The 19,252-nt window shown below is 44.7% G+C and carries 13 protein-coding genes; 3 read left to right on the forward strand and 10 right to left on the reverse strand.

Annotation, left to right across the window (positions count from 1 at the left end):
• Nucleotides 1-137: 137 nt before the first annotated feature.
• Together ACRJJO_RS17575 and ACRJJO_RS17580 are read right to left on the reverse strand one after the other, a co-directional pair.
• On the reverse strand, nt 138-326 hold the full coding sequence (locus tag ACRJJO_RS17575) for a hypothetical protein (protein WP_431066934.1): 189 nt from the start codon (nt 324-326) through the stop codon (nt 138-140).
• Between the two features lie 230 nt (nt 327-556).
• Nucleotides 557-2,266, reverse strand: a complete 1,710-nt coding sequence (locus ACRJJO_RS17580; protein ID WP_431066935.1) for a proline--tRNA ligase — start codon at nt 2,264-2,266, stop codon at nt 557-559.
• A gap of 146 nt (nt 2,267-2,412) precedes the next feature.
• Here ACRJJO_RS17580 and ACRJJO_RS17585 point away from each other — a divergent pair, with 146 nt between their 5' ends.
• Nucleotides 2,413-5,607, forward strand: a complete 3,195-nt coding sequence (locus tag ACRJJO_RS17585) for an EAL domain-containing protein (RefSeq protein ID WP_431066936.1) — start codon at nt 2,413-2,415, stop codon at nt 5,605-5,607.
• A 362-nt stretch (nt 5,608-5,969) separates the two neighbouring features.
• On the opposite strand, the gene ACRJJO_RS17590 is transcribed toward ACRJJO_RS17585, so the two are convergent.
• Together ACRJJO_RS17590 and ACRJJO_RS17595 are read right to left on the reverse strand one after the other, a co-directional pair.
• Nucleotides 5,970-6,764, reverse strand: coding sequence for a c-type cytochrome (locus tag ACRJJO_RS17590; protein WP_431066937.1), 795 nt, complete (start codon nt 6,762-6,764; stop codon nt 5,970-5,972).
• A complete protein-coding gene (locus ACRJJO_RS17595) occupies nt 6,757-9,339 on the reverse strand; it encodes an ATP-binding protein (protein WP_431066938.1) in 2,583 nt (860 codons plus the stop codon). The genes ACRJJO_RS17590 and ACRJJO_RS17595 overlap by 8 nt, the downstream gene beginning before the upstream one ends.
• Before the next feature lie 459 nt (nt 9,340-9,798).
• Here ACRJJO_RS17595 and ACRJJO_RS17600 point away from each other — a divergent pair, with 459 nt between their 5' ends.
• Nucleotides 9,799-11,106: a YhjD/YihY/BrkB family envelope integrity protein gene (locus tag ACRJJO_RS17600; protein ID WP_431066939.1), complete on the forward strand. Its 1,308-nt coding sequence runs from the start codon at nt 9,799-9,801 to the stop codon at nt 11,104-11,106.
• Between the two features lie 85 nt (nt 11,107-11,191).
• Nucleotides 11,192-11,461, forward strand: coding sequence for a PilZ domain-containing protein (locus ACRJJO_RS17605; protein ID WP_431066940.1), 270 nt, complete (start codon nt 11,192-11,194; stop codon nt 11,459-11,461).
• 455 nt (nt 11,462-11,916) lie between these two features.
• Here ACRJJO_RS17605 and ACRJJO_RS17610 read toward each other — a convergent pair whose 3' ends face one another.
• The 6 genes from ACRJJO_RS17610 to ACRJJO_RS17635 form a co-directional block, all read right to left on the reverse strand.
• Complete coding sequence (locus tag ACRJJO_RS17610; RefSeq protein WP_431066941.1) at nt 11,917-12,996, reverse strand: nucleotidyltransferase domain-containing protein; 1,080 nt, start codon at nt 12,994-12,996, stop codon at nt 11,917-11,919.
• A gap of 326 nt (nt 12,997-13,322) precedes the next feature.
• The gene (locus ACRJJO_RS17615) at nt 13,323-14,216 is read right to left on the reverse strand and encodes an HprK-related kinase A (RefSeq protein ID WP_431066942.1); all 894 of its coding nucleotides are present in this window, start codon (nt 14,214-14,216) and stop codon (nt 13,323-13,325) included.
• Between the two features lies 1 nt (nt 14,217).
• Nucleotides 14,218-14,535 carry an HPr-rel-A system PqqD family peptide chaperone gene (locus ACRJJO_RS17620; protein WP_431066943.1) on the reverse strand — a complete coding sequence of 106 codons (318 nt, stop codon included), beginning with the start codon at nt 14,533-14,535 and terminating at the stop codon, nt 14,218-14,220.
• 54 nt (nt 14,536-14,589) lie between these two features.
• On the reverse strand, nt 14,590-15,447 hold the full coding sequence (locus ACRJJO_RS17625) for a hypothetical protein (RefSeq protein ID WP_431066944.1): 858 nt from the start codon (nt 15,445-15,447) through the stop codon (nt 14,590-14,592).
• Nucleotides 15,448-15,582: 135 nt separating this feature from the next.
• Nucleotides 15,583-17,469 carry an XrtA/PEP-CTERM system amidotransferase gene (locus ACRJJO_RS17630; protein WP_431066945.1) on the reverse strand — a complete coding sequence of 629 codons (1,887 nt, stop codon included), beginning with the start codon at nt 17,467-17,469 and terminating at the stop codon, nt 15,583-15,585.
• A gap of 575 nt (nt 17,470-18,044) precedes the next feature.
• A complete protein-coding gene (locus ACRJJO_RS17635) occupies nt 18,045-19,187 on the reverse strand; it encodes a TIGR03088 family PEP-CTERM/XrtA system glycosyltransferase (protein WP_431066946.1) in 1,143 nt (380 codons plus the stop codon).
• Nucleotides 19,188-19,252: the final 65 nt, after the last annotated feature.

Genomic DNA, 19,252 nt, shown 5'->3' on the forward strand with positions numbered 1-19,252 from the left:
TCACACAATAGCATTCGGTCAGAGCGGCACTCTAAAGCAGAAAAAGGATATCTGTCAATTTCCGAAAGGCTCCGCCATCGAAGCCCTAAGGGTTTCGTATAAATAACGTCTTGGAGCTATTAACTTTGCTGGGGGGTTCAGTTGCGATGATTAAGCAAAATTAAGTGAGGGGAACGCTTTCTTTTGTTTTTTTGATGAATTTCGCTTGCTTCCATCATCATATGCCGGCACCAAGGACAAATGCAATCGTCGGGCCGGCTTTGTTCCGATGGCAAAATCTCATCGCCACAGCGTTCGCAAATGATCGGTCTCGGTAAAAATTTCATTTGAACTCATCCTTAAAAAATGTTCAGCACAGACTAACCTGAGTCCATGCTGCTTTTTTGTGACGAATTCACACTTTGGATTCGATATTTACCAAAACCTTTAATTTATGTTAGTTATTTCACATTTTGATCATTAGTACTGGGCGAAGATTTTTGCATTTAGTACGCCGCACGCTCTAAATGCAGCGATAATGCTCAATTTCAGAATCACCGCTATTCGTAGCGAATCATCAACTCAATTGTTGCAACAAAAAAGGTATTAATTCAGTCATCGGCAATTCTTGGCTTTCACTCGCAGTCCGAGCCCGGTATTCGATCATGCCGGAGTCGAGACTGCGGTCGCCGATTACGACACGATGCGGAATACCGATCAATTCCATATCGGAAAACATGAAGCCGGCTCGGACTTTTCGATCGTCAAATAACACCTCGATTCCGGCGTCGAGCAGTTCTCGATACAATTTTTCGACTGCCGTACGCAAACGTTCCGATTTATGCATATTCATCGGACACAAGGCCACTTGGAACGGAGCCAATTGAGCCGGCCAGATGATGCCATTATCGTCATGGTTCTGCTCGATCGCCGCCGCAACAATCCGCGAAATACCGATGCCGTAACACCCCATGATCATTGTCTGATTCTTACCGCCTTCGTTGATGATGTCGGCTTTCATCGCCGAACTGTATTTCGTACCCAGTTGAAAAATATGACCTACCTCGATACCTCGAGCAATCGTAATCGTGCCCTGTCCGTCCGGGCTCGGATCGCCTTCGACCACGAGGCGTAAATCCTCGATTTGTTCAGGCAAAGGAATATCCCGCTGCCAATTCACGCCGCGGTAATGCTTGCCGTCTTGATTGGCTCCGCATACAAAATCGGACATCGAGACGACACTACGATCCGCAATGATTTTAATTTTCAGACCGAAAGGACCGACCGAGCCGGGCTTTGCATTACAAACAGACAGCACTTGCTCTTCGTCGGCTAATTGCAAGGGAGCTGCGATACCGGAAATTTTTTCGGCCTTGATCGCATTCAATTCATGATCGCCTCGTAATAACAAAGCGACTAACTCGTCTTCTTCGCCTTTGACGATCAAAGTTTTTAGGCAGCAGGATTTGGCAATCCCGAAAAAAGCACTGACTTCTTCTATCGAATGTTGATCCGGAGTGTCCACTAGATTGAGAGATTCGGTAGCCGGCCCCCTGTCGCCTGCGGGCATTAACGCCTCGGCTTTTTCGATGTTTGCGGCATAATCGCTTTTAGTCGAAAAGGCAATCGCATCCTCTCCGGATTCGGCCAATACATGAAATTCGTGCGATACCGCACCGCCGATCGATCCGGAGTCGGCAATCACAGCCCTATATTGCAAACCGAAGCGGTTGAAGATATTGCTGTAGGCCTGATACATGACTTGATAGGTCTCTTGAAGGGATTCCTGATCGAGATGGAAAGAGTAAGCATCCTTCATGACGAATTCGCGCGAACGCATCACGCCGAATCGTGGCCGTATTTCGTCCCGGAATTTGGTTTGGATTTGATAATAGGTAATCGGCAACTGCTTATAACTTTTAATCTCATGCCTCGCCAAATCGGTAATGATTTCCTCATGCGTCGGCCCCAGACAAAAATCGCGTTGGTGGCGGTCTTGTAAGCGGGCCAGTTCGGGTCCATACTGTTCCCAACGACCTGTCTCCTGCCACAACTCGGCGGGTTGCAGGGCCGGCATCAAGACTTCTAATGCGCCGGCTTTTTCCATCTCCTCGCGGGTAATTTTTTCGACTTTTCGCATGACTCTAAGCCCTAGCGGTAACCAGGTATAAAGACCGGCGGCTAATTTGCGAATTAAGCCTGCTCGAATCATGAGCTTATGACTGGCGATTTCGGCATCCGAAGGCGTTTCTTTGACGGTATTGAGGGGGAATTGAGAGGTGCGCATTGTCTATGATTAAAATGTTAAAATGCCTATTTTACCGATTAAACACCGCCAAAGTCATCACATCATCGACATCCGGTTTTCTGATAACATTCAGCATAGATTGTTTACCGACGATCGAATCACAATAAAGCGAAGGACAACTCACCTTGAATCATAGAACCTCCGTTAACTCGACTTTGAGTCGGATTGCATTAACGGCTTTACTGTTTTATTTTGCGGGACAATTGGCATTACCGCTGTCCTTGCCGCCCAGTTACGCAACAGCAATCTGGCCACCGGCCGGTATCGGCTTTGCGTCAACTTTACTCTGGGGAAACAAAGTATTACCGGCTATTTTTTTGGCTGAATTAGCCATCCATTATGAAGTCTACGATTTCATGACTTTATGGCAATCCCCCGGCCAACTCTTGATTTTTCTCAGTTCACCGGTAAACAGCGTGCTTAGGGCTTGGACCGGAGCCTTTTTAGTAAAAAAAATCGTAGGCTACCCGAACCCTTTGATTTCCGCCAAAGAAATCATGCTGTTTTTTCTCTTATCCGGTCCGGTAGCCACATTGATACCGGCGTTACTAAGCGTTTATGCATTGATTGAAACCGGTGTCATCGTCGAATCGGATTTCGGGTTCGGATTCTTAACCTGGTGGCTCGGAGATTGCATCGGTATCGTGGTTTTCACGCCTTTATTCTTGACGATTTTTGAACCTTCCTTACAAAGCCGTACGAAACGCTGGTTACCGTTATGCACAGCCTTGATAGTAGGTTTAGCCCTTGTCGCAATTTCTTACTTATTGGCTCATCAACGAGAAGGCTTACGCCTACAGGAAATCATCGAAAGCAAGGCGGAAACGATACAATACGCTTTAGAAGACAATTACAAGACCCATGCAAATACCTTGTCGCTTTACCACTCATTAATCGGTTCGAACGATACGATTGATTACCAATCGTTACAAATTTTTTCGGATTGGGTTTTCAACACTTATCCAGGCGTTCCTTATATTGAATGGCTAGAAGCTTCAAAAGCAAATCAAGATAAAACGGCATGGACGATCAAGTATTCGACTAAAAAGTATTTCGATGACATCCATCCTATCTCGGAAAAACGCCACCAAGAAATCGTGTTAGCGCTGGAGCCTCAAGCAACAACCGATCGAAGCTCTAAAATATTGTCATTTGGTAACAGTTCCAAGCAGTTTTTTATCTATACGCCTTTTTTCGAGACCGATCAGACCTTAAAAGGCTATATTATCGAGGCTTTCGATATCGAGCGTTTTATTGAAGACGCCTTACTTCGAAAAAGCGTTGAATATATCGATATTAGGCTTTTCGAAAAAACATCCGACGGTCAACAACAATGGTTGTTTCCGTTAGAGCCTAAGCGCGCCATTCCGGATCCGTTTGCCATCACCACGTTAAAACCGCTCAATATCGGCGGGCAATCCTGGTTCATTCAAGTTTCGCCCGATTTAGGTTTTCTTGGAAATTATTATTCCTGGCCGGTTTGGGGTATTTTAGCCGGCGGTATGCTGCTGACCAGCTTAATGGGTATCGGTTTTTTGATTGTCACAGGACAAACCGAGTTAATCCTGGTCGAAGTCGAAAAGCGTACGCACGATCTAAACCAAAGCAATCGAAAACTACGACTCAACGAAGAACAATTACGCTTAGCCGCAACCGCCTTCCAAACCCAGGAAGGCATCATGATTACCGATAACAAAGGCAGGATTTTAAGGGTCAATAACGCGTACACTGAAATCACCGGTTATTCCAGCGAAGAAGTCATTGGTAAAATTCCCTCGGTTTTAAGATCCAGACACCATAATCGCGATTGTTTCGATGAGTTTTGGAAGCAATTAGCTTGCCAAGGACAGTACGAAGGCGAGATCTGGAATCGTCGAAAGAATGGAGAAGTTTATCCGGAATGGCAGACAGTTACCGCCGTTAAAAACGAAGCTGGCGAAATTAGCCATTTCGTGTCAATTTTTTCCGATATCACCGAAAAAAAAGAAAATGAATCACGCATCCACAATCTGGCCTTCTACGATCCCTTAACCAACTTGCCGAATCGTCGCTTGTTGATCAATCGTCTCGATAAAGAAATCGCTGTCGCCAAACGACATGGCCATTTCGGCGCAGTGATATTCATGGATCTGGACCATTTTAAATTTTTGAATGACTCGCTAGGCCATCATGTCGGCGACGAATTACTTATTCAAGTAGCAAACCGCTTGGAATCGGTTGTGCGAGATGAAGATACCGCCGCCCGCTTAGGCGGCGACGAATTTATCGTTCTGATCAACTGCAATGCTAAAAACTTATCGGAAGCAGCCGATCACGCACTAACGGTCGCCGAAAAAATTAATGCCAAAATAAACGAACCGTTTCTACTCGATGCATTCCAACATCAACTCTCGCCCAGCATCGGTATAACCTTGTTTCCGGATAATGACGATAATCCCGACCGGATTCTGCAACAAGCCGATACTGCTATGTATCGATCGAAAGCTTCCGGCCGTAACAGCATCAGCTTTTTTCATCCGAGCATGCAAGAAGCTGCCGATCTGCGCATTAAGATGGAAAACGAGCTTTTAGAAGCGATCGATCAAGGTCAATTTGTTTTGAATTACCAAGCCCAGTTTAATGACAAAAACGAGATAATAGGAGCCGAAGCATTAATCAGATGGCAACATCCCCAAAAAGGCTTGATCTCACCCGTTGAGTTCATCAAAATTGCCGAAGAATCTCGCTTAATTTTACAGTTAGGGCGTTGGGTGATCATGGAAGCGTGCCTGCAAATCCAATCATGGCAACAAAAGGGTTTAATTGTGCCGCGTATTGCAATTAATGTTAGCTCGAATCAATTCAGGCAAAGCGACTTTGTCGATCAAATAGAACATTCACTGAGCGTTAGAGGCATTACTCCCGATTGCTTAGAGATAGAATTAACCGAACACGTTGTTATCGTTAACATCGAAGATACCATTGAAAAAATGAAAGCCTTGAAAGCGCTGGGCCTATCGATTTCGATTGACGACTTCGGCACCGGCTATTCCTCGCTTGCTTACTTGAAACAACTTCCGCTGAATCAATTGAAGATAGACAAAAGTTTTGTTCGCGACATTTCCACCGACCCGAACGATGCGATCATCGTCGAAACAATGATCGACATGGCTAAACATTTAGGCTTGACGATGATTGCCGAAGGTGTGGAAACGGCCGAGCAATTGGCATTTCTGAAGAGTAAGGGCTGTACAGGGTTTCAAGGCTACTACTTCCGTCATCCGGTAACTGCAGGCCAATTTGCCGAACTCTTGTCGCAACAATCTACGCAAGTACTATGATAAAAAATTGGGCAATAAATTTGCCTTTTATTACTCCCTTTATATTCAAAAAATGGATAACTTTACGAAGCTATGGGGGTGGCTCGGAGGGCAAACGCATTAAAACACGACAGAAAAAATAAAATTCCTTAATAAGGTTTTGTGTCGCTATCGCGATGCTTATGTGGAATCGGTTCGCGGACCTTTTAGTGCTGGATCGAATTTCGATAATTTAGGGGCTGGAGTTCTCGATAGACACATTTCATACCTTTTATTCTTAGACGGTTTTTCAATCAAAAGGAAATAGATGCTTAGTCAAATAGGGAAAACTATAAACAATGCTTTTTTCCATGAAAATTGTGGTAAATAAATTTACCTATGACTCATTTTGTATCGGATTTTTCATTTTTCATATGTTTTAGATAAGTAACGATCGCCTTTGCTTGTTGCCGATCAAGACTCTTTTCAAAAGACGGCATTTTAGTACCCGACCGGTAAGCTGGCGCATTAAGAATAAAACCGGCCAACTCCGCCTCGATAAAATATTCGGTAATATTTTTCGGAATATTGAGTTCCGGCCCGACTTGACCGCCGGACAAATTAACCGAATGGCAACGAATGCAATAAGTCGAAAACAAATTGAACCCGGTACGAATATCATCTGTTATTTTGGCCGGCGCCGCTGCACCAAAATAAGTCGATGTCGGCTGCAACGAAATCGATGCCAATTGGAACGGCCATGGATAGCGCCATTTGTCTAGCCCTTGCTTAGGCCAAACTAAATAAAACGGCGCCGGCGTTGTGGTTTCTTTGCCGAATTTGAAAGTCAGCCATTTTTGCCCCGAAGGCGCTTCGCTATCTTCAAACGCAATAAAGCCTTGCTCCGACATTGCGTCCGCCAACGCCATAGAAACGCTGTATCCATCTTTGGCTGTAAACACGACCACCCTATCCTTAGCTGCTCGATCGGCTTCAGGAAAACGACTCAAAACTTGCGCTAATGGAATCGCTTCGTATTCTTTAGAGGTTTTATAAACCGGATCTTCCTTGATTTGAATGCGTTTTACTGTAGTCAGATCGATACCGGAGAGCTCAATTGTCGGCCACTCCTCCGCATATACCGAATGCGACTTAAAAATTGCGATCAGTAAAAATAAAAAAAACTTTAATCTAGTCATAATCGAAACAGTGGATTAGTTGGTTTAATTGGTTGGTATCGATAGGCTTCGTTAGATAATGATCGAAACCGGCATCGATTGCTTCTCTGATTGTCCGTCGATCGGCATAGGCACTAATTGCGATCAGTTGAATATCATTGTTTTCTTGTCTGAGCAATCTTACCAGTTCGATTCCGTTCATAACAGGCATATTCAGATCAATAAAAGCGACTTTGTAATGATATTTGTGGATCATATTCAAGGCGTCGACTCCGTTGTCTACGCAGTCGACTGCACAATCTTGCTTCAACAGTAACTGTTTCAGCAGTATTAAATTAATTTCATTATCATCCGCGATTAAAATCTGTAATTTACCGAAGTGCTTATTGTAAGGAACGACTAAACCGGAAGTTTTAGAAGCCTTTATAGAATCGGTTTTCAGCGGTAGATTCACTGTAAAAACACTGCCGCTCCCCTGCTCGCTTTGCACAGAAATACTGCCTTGCATGAGCTTGATCAACTCCTTGCATATAGCCAACCCAATGCCAATTCCTTCCTTGTAAAGCCCCTTTCCTCTTAATTGAATAAAAGGGGAAAAAATCAAGTTGAGATGCTCGTTAGCTATGCCGCATCCGGTATCCGATACCGTAATAATCAATTGATCGCTCTGATATTCCGTTGTCAATGTAACGCACCCACGATCGGTGTATTTAATTGCGTTATCCAATAAATTAGCAATTATTTGACGCAAGCGTTTTTGATCGCCCTGAAGAAATTGCGGCAAATTATGTTGATTATGAACAAACGCTAATTGTTTTTCAGCGGCCTTTAACCTAAACAACTCAACAATGTCATTAATAAGACTTACAAAATCGAAGCGCTCTATTACAAACTTAGTTTTATTACTTTCAATTGCGGCAATATCAAGAATATCGTTAATCAGCGTTAATAAATCTTCGCTACAATGACTGATGATATTGACTTGCTGTTTTTGTGCTTCAGGAATTTCCGGCGATTTTTGTAATAATTGTGCGAATCCCATGATTCCATTCAGCGGCGTGCGCAGTTCATGACTAATTTTTGCCAAAAACTGACTCTTAGCTTCATTAGCGGTTTCTGCAGCCTGTTTAGCACTCAACAATTCCGCAGTCCTTTCACTGACGACCAATTCTGTTTTGACATGCCGACCGGTTAGCATTAACAATCCAACTCCAAGCAAACTGGTAAATAACAGACCGCTTATCAAAAACCACCACATCGGCCAATGAAAATGGGCGTAAACCAAGCTATGGTCTTGATAAAAATAAAACTGCCATTCCTGGTTACCCAATAACAACGAATATTTACGAAAGTTATTATGCAAATGATCATTGGTATTGCTATAAATAATGCTGTAACCGGATTCGGAATCGGAACCTGTAATCGCGAGGTAAACTCCTTCTGTATTGAGCCCTTTAAATGCTTGTCGGATCATGCTTTCGGTAGAAACCGTGCTTGACAAAATACCTATAGGAGTTTGTGGGTTTTCTTTCGTTGACCGATAAATCGGTAACAGGAAATGAATATGTCCCTTAGCGGGTTCAATAATCGCTTTTACTAATGAATCGGAACTTTGAACACGAACAAATTGATCAAGCCGCCGCTCCGACAACTCTAGCGGCACCGAAATTGACTCATCACGATGCTCGCTATAGACTGGAAGCAATTTGAAGTGCGCCTTCTCTTTTATGCGGTAACGCTGCCAACGGATGGATAGTATTTCAGGAAATTCATCAAAACCATGCCGAGCCGCCAATTTAAAATCATCAGGCCTCAGAGAATTGTCGGCGATAAAAAGATTGCCGGTTGCATAAACAATGCGCTGGTGCTGCTTGATTCTATGCTTAAGAGCCTCAGCTAACATTAGCGATTGGTTTTCGAAATCCTGATCGTGCTGTTTGCTATCGAGTTTTTGCACATAAAAGAAAAAACCGATAATCAGCATAAAACTTAACAATAAAGGAATTCCGACAGGAAAGAAGCGTTTACGCCAAACCGACTTAGGGCTGGCAAAAACAATCAGTAGTAATGGCGTAAACACAAAAACGCCGATACTATCGCCAACCCATTTGATAAACCAATTGATGGGGATTTCCGAAGGCCCGAGGACTCCGCACAGCGTGAGCGCTGCAACATCCAATGTTGCAGGAATCGAACAACTAACCGGCCCGCCGAATAACAAAAAGAGAATGATATGTTTGTCTTCCAGCAAAACGCTGGGAAACCCAACAATACGACCGATTAAATAACGACCGGTTAAAGCGCTAACCGAAGCGCCACTTGCCGAGACAAAGGAAACGGCCAACATATTGTTGTCGAAACCGAATGCCAGAACGGAAATAAAAAAATTGCCGATAAAGATTCCCGGCCAAACCCGATAACCAAGAAGTAAAAGTAAACCTAGCGCAACGCCTGCAGAAGGCCATACGGCGCTGGCTTTACTGGGAGATAGAGCCAATTCGAGGCCAAGTAGTCCAAACACAAAATAAAGAAGGCCAACCAGTATCATCAGTGAAAAAGACTGCCCTAAGTCGGCAATAGATAAACGTAGTCTCATTTTTATGTTTACAGGACTTGATTATTTTGTGTTTAATTAAAAGAAAGATATGACTCGAGCCTAACTATTCACGGCGTCTCTTGTAATATGGTATCTAAAGGCTTGTAACTATTCATTCCCCGCAAATAACGCTCCCACGCTTTGCGTGGGAACGATAGGGAGGATGAATAATTACAAAGGGTTCGATAGTTATAGCTTTGACCGCGAAAAATATAAGCGTTAATGTACGGATTCAATTAACCCAGCTTTAACATTATCAGAACATAAGCTTTTGAATATTAAAGTAATTTTAATATTATGGCACTACAAATCCATTTTTGGCATGTTTTTTAATCCATATGATTTAATGATATAGACCGTAGGAACTATATTTGTTAAGGCTGGGTTAAGGATTTCGCCTAACAAATACCGTTGCTCTTTTAATTTTAACTCATATCATAATTATCACCCCCTAATCCCTTGAACATCATAAAATTTATCAACGAAGACGTCTGGAGAATTCAAGAGCATTCATTGAATCACTATGAAGCATTCGGATTGCACTCCTTGAAAATCTTATTGCTATCAGCAAAAGGTTTCATCCGCGACCTTTGTATACTTCGTTCCACGGCTTTAGCTCTTTATACGTTGCTATCGATTGTTCCGGTTTTTGCAATGCTGTTCGGCGTCGCCAAAGGCTTCGGTTTTGAAAGAATTTTGAAAGAAAAATTGTTAGAGCAAGTCCCGGAACACGATACGATGATCGTGCAATTGATCGGTTTTGCCGAGAACATGCTGGAGAATGCCAAGGGCGGCGTTGTGGCGGGAATCGGGGTGATTTTTTTGTTCTGGACGGTCATCAAGGTTATCGGATTCATTGAAGCATCGTTCAATGCCATCTGGCAAATCGATAGCGACCGGTCGTTGAATCGTAAGCTCAGCGACTACCTGTCCTTGATGTTTCTCGCACCGATACTACTGATAATTTCCAGTAGCATTACGGTTTTTTTGAAAACGCATGTCGGCTGGTTATTAGAGATCATGCATTTACCCGATTTCGGCGCCAATCTGGTATTGCAACTATTAGGATTGTCTCCCCTGGTTATCATGTCGGCGTTATTATCGTTCATATACATCTATATTCCGAATCATAAAGTCAAGCTAAAACCTGGATTAATAGCTGGTATTTTGACCGCTATTGCCTATCAGACTTTTCAATGGGCCTATCTCACCTTGCAAATCGGCGTCTCGGAATACAATGCGATATACGGCAGTTTTGCGGCCTTGCCGCTATTTATTCTGTCGTTACAGATCGGCTGGATGATTGTACTATTTGGTTGCGAAATTGCTTTTTATTTACAAAATTTCACCGAGTTCAAGGAAGATAAAAAATACAGCGAACCAAGCCTAATCATACAAAAGGCCTCAGCATTAAAAATGATGCAATTGATGATTCATGCATTTACCGAAGAAGCACCGCCTTTGACAGAAGGCGAAATCAGTAAACGGCTCAGGCTTCCGGTTTCAGTTGTTAGAACTGTTCTAAAGAAGTTGAAAAATGGCGGTATCATTATCGAGCTAAACCGAGAGGAAGACGAAGAGACGGTATTTCTCCCAGCAGTCGACAGTCATCGGCTTGATGTAGCCCGAGTCATCAAAACGCTAGAGGAATATGGCCAGCATAAACTGCCGGATATTCAAGGTATCGCAGATAGCTTAAAGCTGATCGAGGAATCCGAAAAGCTAGTTGAATCCAGCAAAATCAATACATTAGTTAAGGATATTTAAGTAGAAAATACCTTTTCCTAGCAATCTTTCGGCCTTTTGACTATGATTTCCAAAACTCATCCATATTCTGCTAGGAAGTAAAACCTTGTCTACATCTAACGATAAGAGAATTCATCCACGATTAATCCATCGAGCTCCCGTGCTGGTCATTATTCCCGCTTCAGGCAAAACCGAGCGATTACAAATGCAGGATTTTTCGGCCGGTGGCGTGTTTATCAATTGCCTCAACGAGACATTACCGCAAATCGGCGACGAAATACAAATCCAAACCTTGGAAATCGACGATGCTCCGGTTTTAGACGTCAAAGTCGTAAGAGTCATACCTCAAAAGGGTTTTGCGGTTGAGTTTATGTGATCACGATAATCCTAAATTCGGTAGTTTATCCATGAAGGACATGAAATTCATAAAGAATTTCAAGAAATAACCTAACGTTCATGAATGCCTGGCAATCGCCCCGGAAAATGAAAGTGCGGGTGAGTGGTGAAGGGTGCGGTCACTCTCCCGACAGGACGCCGTAAATACGTCCATGTAGGCTCGACGGCGGCTTTCCCTGCCGGTCGAGCACCGCACCCTTCTCGGAACCGGCATTGCCGCAGCAAAGTTTTGTATATCGAAAAATTAGATAATAAGACTGGCTCCATGAATTTTCACAGTAAAAATTATCGTTGACCTTTCGGGTGAGGAAAAGTTCTGCGCAACCGAATGACAAGAAATTAACTTCCTATTCTTCATGATCTTCACGGTTAAATGCTTTTTCTAGAATAATCGAAATTTCCAGCGTTGATGAAATTTAAGCTTCAGGATCAGTGTTATTCCTTGCCTCTCAAACGCAGCCAGCTTTTTCTAAATAAATGAGGGATCAATAGATACAGCGGCATCCTTAACCAATGCGAACGGATATACAGCAACCAGCGCGCTAATCCGGTCCACCGGTCGTTGCAGCTGGCATGATTCGGCATCAATGCTCTCAAATATAAAAAGTCCATGAAGTACCGATGAAAGCGCCCTTTCAAAAACCCTTCAGATTCATGTAATACGCTTTCCGGAATCGGGGTATCCAAAATAGCTTGGGTGTAGCGTAAAGCGTAATAAAGAGGAATGTGTTGATTAAGCTCATCGGCTCTGAGCAGCAATTTATCCCAAAAACCGCTTTTTCCCGAGTGCTGTTTGATTAACGAATCCAAATCACATAAATCCCTGAAACCGTGATCCAGTTCGCCCTCATGAAACAAATGGGAAGCACTGTGTAACACCCTGTCTTCCGTAGCCAACACCCAGCAATTTCTATCGGCCACCTTCACGCAATTCGATAATAACTTAGCTGAATCGGGAGAATATCGACAGGTTTTTGGCAAGATATTATGGTGAACATCAAGCGTAGTTTGGCGCTTTAGATGCCGCATCGGCGGAATTTCGTGCATCCATTGCCGGTAATATTTTTGATCGTAGGCATCTAGCGTCGTTGTCATCCAGCCACCTTTGATCAAAGCCCGTTCGACTTCCGGCAAGCGATCTTCAGGTACTAGTATATCGATATCCGAAAACACCCTGCCATGATCTGCTCGATCATTAGCCAGTTGGTAAGCCGCCCCCTTTAAAAACACGACGGGTATTTTTATATCCCCGAGAGCTTTGATGATGCATTCGATCTCCCTGTCTAAGGAAATCTTAAAGCGCTCGGCATGAACTCGAGCCGAAATCAAGTGCCTGCGTGGTTGTTCAGGCACGGAATCATAAAGATTAGCCTGCTCTATTAATATATTAAAGGTTGCTAAAACATTGGCTTTTCGAGCCTGCCTAATGAGTAAGTCCCATTGTGGTAAATCTAGTCCCAAGACTTGTTCCGGCAAGACAAGTACCAAGCTTAACAGCGGCTTAAAAACGAGCATGAAATGTTATACTCTTCGTAGATCATAATTCGGCACAGGGGTACCCGTCAAAGGGCACCGTGAATACGTCCATGTAGGCTCTATGCTGGCAAAGCTTTTGCCGCACCTCCTCGGGTACTGCAAAAAGTTGAAGTGCGAAACGTATAACTTCTTCAAATGTCGGAAAGAGGATTTGATGGCTCGATTGATACGGTCAACAGCAGGAATAGCGGTCGTCAAGCCTAGACGGATGTATTCACAGCGCCCTGTCAAGTGAATCACCGAACCATCACAAAGCTTACTGTTTTGGGAAGTTATTTTGTATAATCCCTTAATAGCCATCTGAATCAATTCGCCATATCTGTAAATAGACTTACCGCTTCATCTAAGCTGCTATATTCAAACTCATAACATTCGCATTGATCGATGAAGTCTCCCAAGCAGTTGAAGCCTTGAGCACCCAAAACATTATAGTTGAAACAGTCGCTAGCCGCGCGCACCATTGCCTTGCCCTTGCTCAAGGGCATCAACTTAGTCTCCGATGCTTGTTTGTATTTGGGGAAAATTAAAAAGCTTGGTTTGGCCTGTTTTTCAGCTAATTTCACACTACTCTCAGGCGGCTTCATATGCCCAACGGTCCCTTTTGCGGTATCCGCAACGATCCGACCAATCACTGCTTGATTCGAAAATGCTTGTATCAGTGGAATCGATTGGTTTTTAAGGCTGATTGGTCTAGGTACTGGGGAAATTAAACCATCATTTATAGAGATCAGCGCCATCTCATCGGAAAGAAGTCGCCATCCCCGGCAAACCAAAGCCGCGCATAATGTGCTTTTTCCACTTCCTGGCGTACCAGGAAAAATAAAGGCACGATCTTTCAATTCGACAACTGCGGCATGAATGATTAGATTGTAATTGGAATGGCTTGCAATACACCAATTCATTCCCCATTCGAACATTGCGGGAGCTTGCGCGTACGGTAAGGGTTTGAATGGGATATATCCGTCAAGCGAGAAAACCACTTGGCGTCGAAAGAAACGCCTAGAGATGGACGGCGAAGCTAATTGAACATGAAAATCGATAAAATCACTATCGGCCAATATTTCATAATTGCTATAAAGAGATTGAATGTGTTGAAGTACTTCGGGAATAGATGAAGAAAGAGAGATATTGAACGAGCCGATTCTAAATCTTGCGTGTTTAGTAGAGCCCGGCACGATGGCATTAATAATTGATGTCACGTTATTTATAAATGGCTTCGTATTCCAACAAGCCTAACCTTTGTAATTCCGAGATCAATCTATCCAAATAGTCGCTTACATCATGATCGAGAACACCGCCCGAGTCGGAGACGATACATTCCAGTTGCTGCCCTGACTTGGGAGCTTTTTCAATTTCACCCAGAACATAGGCGGCTGTTTCATCTATAAGCAGAGTATTTCCAGAATTAATATCAAAAATAACAGCTTCATCATCCCATTGCCTAAAAATCAGCGAAACATCGCTTCGAAGTCGAAAAACTCGATCCTGGTGGCTATGGGGCTCTGGAAATCTCTGCACGCGTTATAAGATTTGCTTTGTGGAATTAGAGGTCTTCTTACAAACAACTTGACGCTACGGCCACGTTGCACTGAGAAAATGCTCCAGATTTGTATAGTTGGGAGGCACATTGATTACGCCATTATAAAGGGCAATGACTTGATTTGGCTTGAGAATATAATTTGGATTCTGCAATGCGTTCAGATATGCCGCAATCGCATGAGATTCGATACTATCGGTAGATTCACACAAAAGCTTGCGCATAGGTTCGTCAATACCGCCGCCAAAGACCGCACTAAATGAAACACCATTCGAAAAATTGGCACAATCATTGGCTTCAGTGTTAGCACCACCATTGCCATTAGTTGTTGTTGTACCGACGGATAGTGTTTGACCCTCGGTAAGCGGATTATCGCTGAAATTAGTGCTGATACTGACGATCGTTACAATTGTCCCTTCGCTCAATGCATCATTGTTTCGTATTATTTCAATAATCGTGTCGATCTTGATTAAATCGCCATAATGAATATTGATACCTGTCCAAAGATAAGGCGTGGAAGTACTTTTGATCGTTTTCTTAATCGTAACCTGTTTGTTAGTAGTACTACCGCCACTCCCCCCCGGCCAAGTTGCATTTACTGTGGCAGAACTTTGTGATTCTTGTGTAATTAAGCTTCCAGCCGCTGACGAATCAGGAGATTTCCAATATTCAGGACTACTGCCCAACTCACAACTTCCAGCGCCGGTATACGAAGCATTACCCGACATTTCTTGCGACAAACAATTTGCGCCAAAACCCGTAACCGGACGTCCAGCCAATGTCATTATGACCGGTACCGTAAAGCCCACCTTGGTCAACGACCGTTTCGATTGATCCACTTTTTGATGATCGGAGACAACTGGCTTCGATTTTTCTGATTCTATCGTCATCACTAACACCGCCTGGTTAAATTTAATATTTGTCGAACTCTAACAAAACGCTAAAATTCTGTCTATTGTACTTTGGGACAAGATCGATCAACAGCCATTTCAGATTATTTAGCTACTTGGGCAAGGAACTAAATTTAATCAATTATTCCTCAAAAACGCCTCAAACATTAATAAAGACCAAATCGATGTGCTGTAATCCCGGATTCCGCTTTGGTGCTGATCGACGATCTTTTTGACGAACGCCTGATCAAAATAGCCGCTCTGGATCATCGTCTCGCCGAGCAGCGATTCTTGCACGCGGTCTTTCAACGGACCTCTAAACCAACTTGCCAAAGGTACCGCAAAACCCATTTTCGACCGATACAAAATATCGTCCGGCAAATAATTTTCTAAAGATTTTTTGAAAATATATTTACCTTCGCGGACATTTAGCTTTAAATCCGGCGGCAGGGTCGCAAACCATTCGACCAGCTTGTGATCGAGTAGAGGCACGCGCACTTCGAGCGCATGAGCCATGCTGGCGCGGTCGACTTTTGTCAAGATATCGCCCGGCAGGTACGTTTTGATGTCGAGATATTGTACTAGCGACTGAGCATCATAGCTAGCGGCATTTTTTGCGTGTTGCCTGAACACCTCAACGGCTTGGTAACCTTGCAATTCTTGTTTTAAACGTTGACTAAACAATGCATTACGAATTTCGTTCGAATTGACCGAGACGCTGTGAAAATAACCTTCGAGCGAATCGCGCGCGATCGATTCGAACGTCGACTTGGCCCTGAAGATTTTTGGCGCCCAATCGGCTTTAGGATAGGTTCTCCCTAAAAAACCGAACAGCGGTTTGCGCAATCCATCGGGCAGAATGTGCCGCATACGGTCTTCGTAAGTATGCCAACGGTAACGCCGGTAACCGGCCAGATTTTCGTCGCCGCCGTCGCCCGATAGCACTACGGTCACTTGCTTCTTCGCCAATTCGCAAACGCGATAGGTCGGTAGCGCGGAACTGTCGGCATAGGGTTCGTCGTAAAGTCCGGCCAGACGATCGATCAAATGAAAATCGTCAGGATCGACTTGTTCGACGCGGTGAGCCGTATGGTAGCGTTCGGCAACCAACTGCGCATATTTCGATTCATTGAAGGCCGGATCGCCGAACGAGATTGAGCAGGTATTGACCGGTTGTTCGGAAAGACCGGCCATCATCGCGACGACACCGCTCGAATCGACGCCACCCGACAAAAACGCGCCGAGCGGCACATCGGCGACCATTCTAATGTCGACTGCTTCGCGAAAACGTTCGATCAATTCTTCTGTGGTTTCTTGTTCGCTCTTGACTTGATTAACGTCGAATTCGACATTCCAATATTGCACGGGCCGGTATTCTTGTTGACCCCGACGGATCGTCAGTTTGAAGCCAGGCTCGAGTTTGTGAACGTTTTTGTAGATCGTTTTCGGATCGGGGATATAGCCGAAGCCGAAATAATCTTCGACCGCCGTAGCATCGAGCTCTCTCGGTAATTGCGGGTGGACTTTCAGCGCTTTCAGTTCCGAACCGAATATAAACTGTCCGTTCGGCAATTCGGCGTAATACAAAGGCTTTATGCCTAAGCGGTCGCGCGCTAGAAACAAAGTTTCTTTCGCCCTATCCCAAATCGCGAATGCGAACATGCCGCGTAAACGGTCGACACAAGACTCGCCCCACGCCTGCCAACCGATCAGAATCACTTCGGTATCGCAATGCGTCTTGAAGGTATAGCCCAAGGCTTCGAGTTCTTTGCGCAATTCGGGAAAATTATAGACTTCACCGTTGTAAGTCAATACGACATTGCCGTCTTGACTATGCATCGGCTGCTGTCCGCTCGACAGATCGATGATCGACAAACGCCGATGACCGAATCCCAAGCCGGGTTCGGTATGCAAGCCACCTTCATCGGGTCCCCGATGAAATTGCACCTCATTCATGCGACCGAGCAACTCGCGGTCGATTTCGCGTTTTTCCTTTAGATCAAATATACCGACGATTCCACACATGGTTTTTCCTGGAAAATAAAAATTTTTGAATTGAGCGTGTTACTAGGGTGTCGAAATTTACCGATTTCCAAATTGGATAGAATGACTGCTTTATGGATTTTGAGAAAACAACTAGGACTTTATAGCCTATGATCATCAACAAATTCGTAACGATTCAGTCCCCAGGCAATTATCGTTCCCATGCTCTGCGTGGGAATGCTTGAGTACCGCTCCAGCGGTACGATACGCTAGAGCGTCTCGGGCTGCATTCCCACGCTGGAGCGTGGGAATGATAGCGGGATGTGAATAATTACACAAATTCCAAGATATACCTTTCGCACTTCAAATTTCGGCAGTGCCTAAGGAGGCGCCGGGGTGCTCGGCAAAGGCTTTGCCAGCATGGATGCTGGCATAGAGCCTACATGGATGTATTCACGGCGTCCTTTGACGGGCCCCCGGTGCCGAATTTTGATCTACGATGAGTATAGCTTGAACGCCGCTGGGTGCACATCGGGCGCCTTATCAAAAAAATTTTGAGTTTAAAAAGCGGGTACACGCAATTAGCTAAATGCGGCATTTTTCGACAGCCTAGCTTGTTACTGTAATGAATCGTACACGCTCAGATAATTTTTAACCATCGCATCGATAGAAAAAGCTTGCAAGGCCCGTTCGCGACCTTTGTTGCCGTGCTCGATGCACAGCTTCGGATCGCCGATATAGTCGCTTAGCCTACCCGCTAACTCGGACGGATTTTGTTTTTCGACCAAAAAACCGGTTTTAGCGTGCTCGACCAGTTCGGGATTACCGCCGACACGCGTTGCAATCACCGGCAAGCCGCTCGCCATCGCTTCGAGTATCGTATTCGAAATGCCTTCGGCCTGGGACGGCAAGACGAAAATATCGAAACCGCGCATCAGTTCGGCAACGTCGCTTCGTTCGCCCGGCAGCCAGGCTTGATCGAGCAAATCGTTTTCATCCAGCAATTGCTTAACTTCCTCACGCAACGGCCCGTCGCCGATCATGACCAATCCGACCGCATTTTTAGATTCGGGATGTCGCTTCAGCAATTCGACAAAAGCCCGCGCCAACGTCATTTGGTCCTTGACGCCGTGCATGCGGCCTACCGTACCGATGATCAACCTTTTTTCAGCATCGGGCCACGGACAATCGCCGACAACGACTTTTGGGCGTGCGGGCTGAAATCGCTCGGTATCGACACCATTACAGATGCGCCGGATTCTCGAGTCGGAAATGCCGACTTTTTCGCGCAGATAATTGTCGAGATGATCGGAAAGCGGAATGAAGCGATCGATGATCAGTCCCAGCATGCGCCGCAATAATCGATATTTTTTGTTGCTGCCGTCCGGGTCGAACACATCCCAGCCGTGCTCGCCATGCACTCTATGTTTGACGCCGGCCAACAACGCCGGAACCTGATATTCGATCGCGGCGAGATTGCGCGTATGTACGATCGCCGGCTTGATTTGTTTGAGCAAACGATACATTTTCACAAATGACTGCCAGTCCTGCCCTTCCCGTTTGTTCAATTCGTAAATTTCGATGTCTTTCCGCTGCAAGCGATTTTTAAAATCAGTGCTGTTTTTCAGGCAAATAATCGCATGCCGGTAGCGATCGGCCGGCATGCGATTAATCAAATTCACCAAACCATTCTCCAATCCGCCGACACCGAGGCTGAAGATGATATGGGCGATTAGGGGGGGCGTTTGATTTAAAGGCATGAGGCGTTTAGGGTTAGCGGTTAGCGGTTAGCGGTTAGCGGTTAGCGGTTAGCGGTTAGCGGTTA

This window comes from Methylotuvimicrobium sp. (assembly GCF_050611805.1).
GTDB lineage: Bacteria > Pseudomonadota > Gammaproteobacteria > Methylococcales > Methylomonadaceae > Methylotuvimicrobium.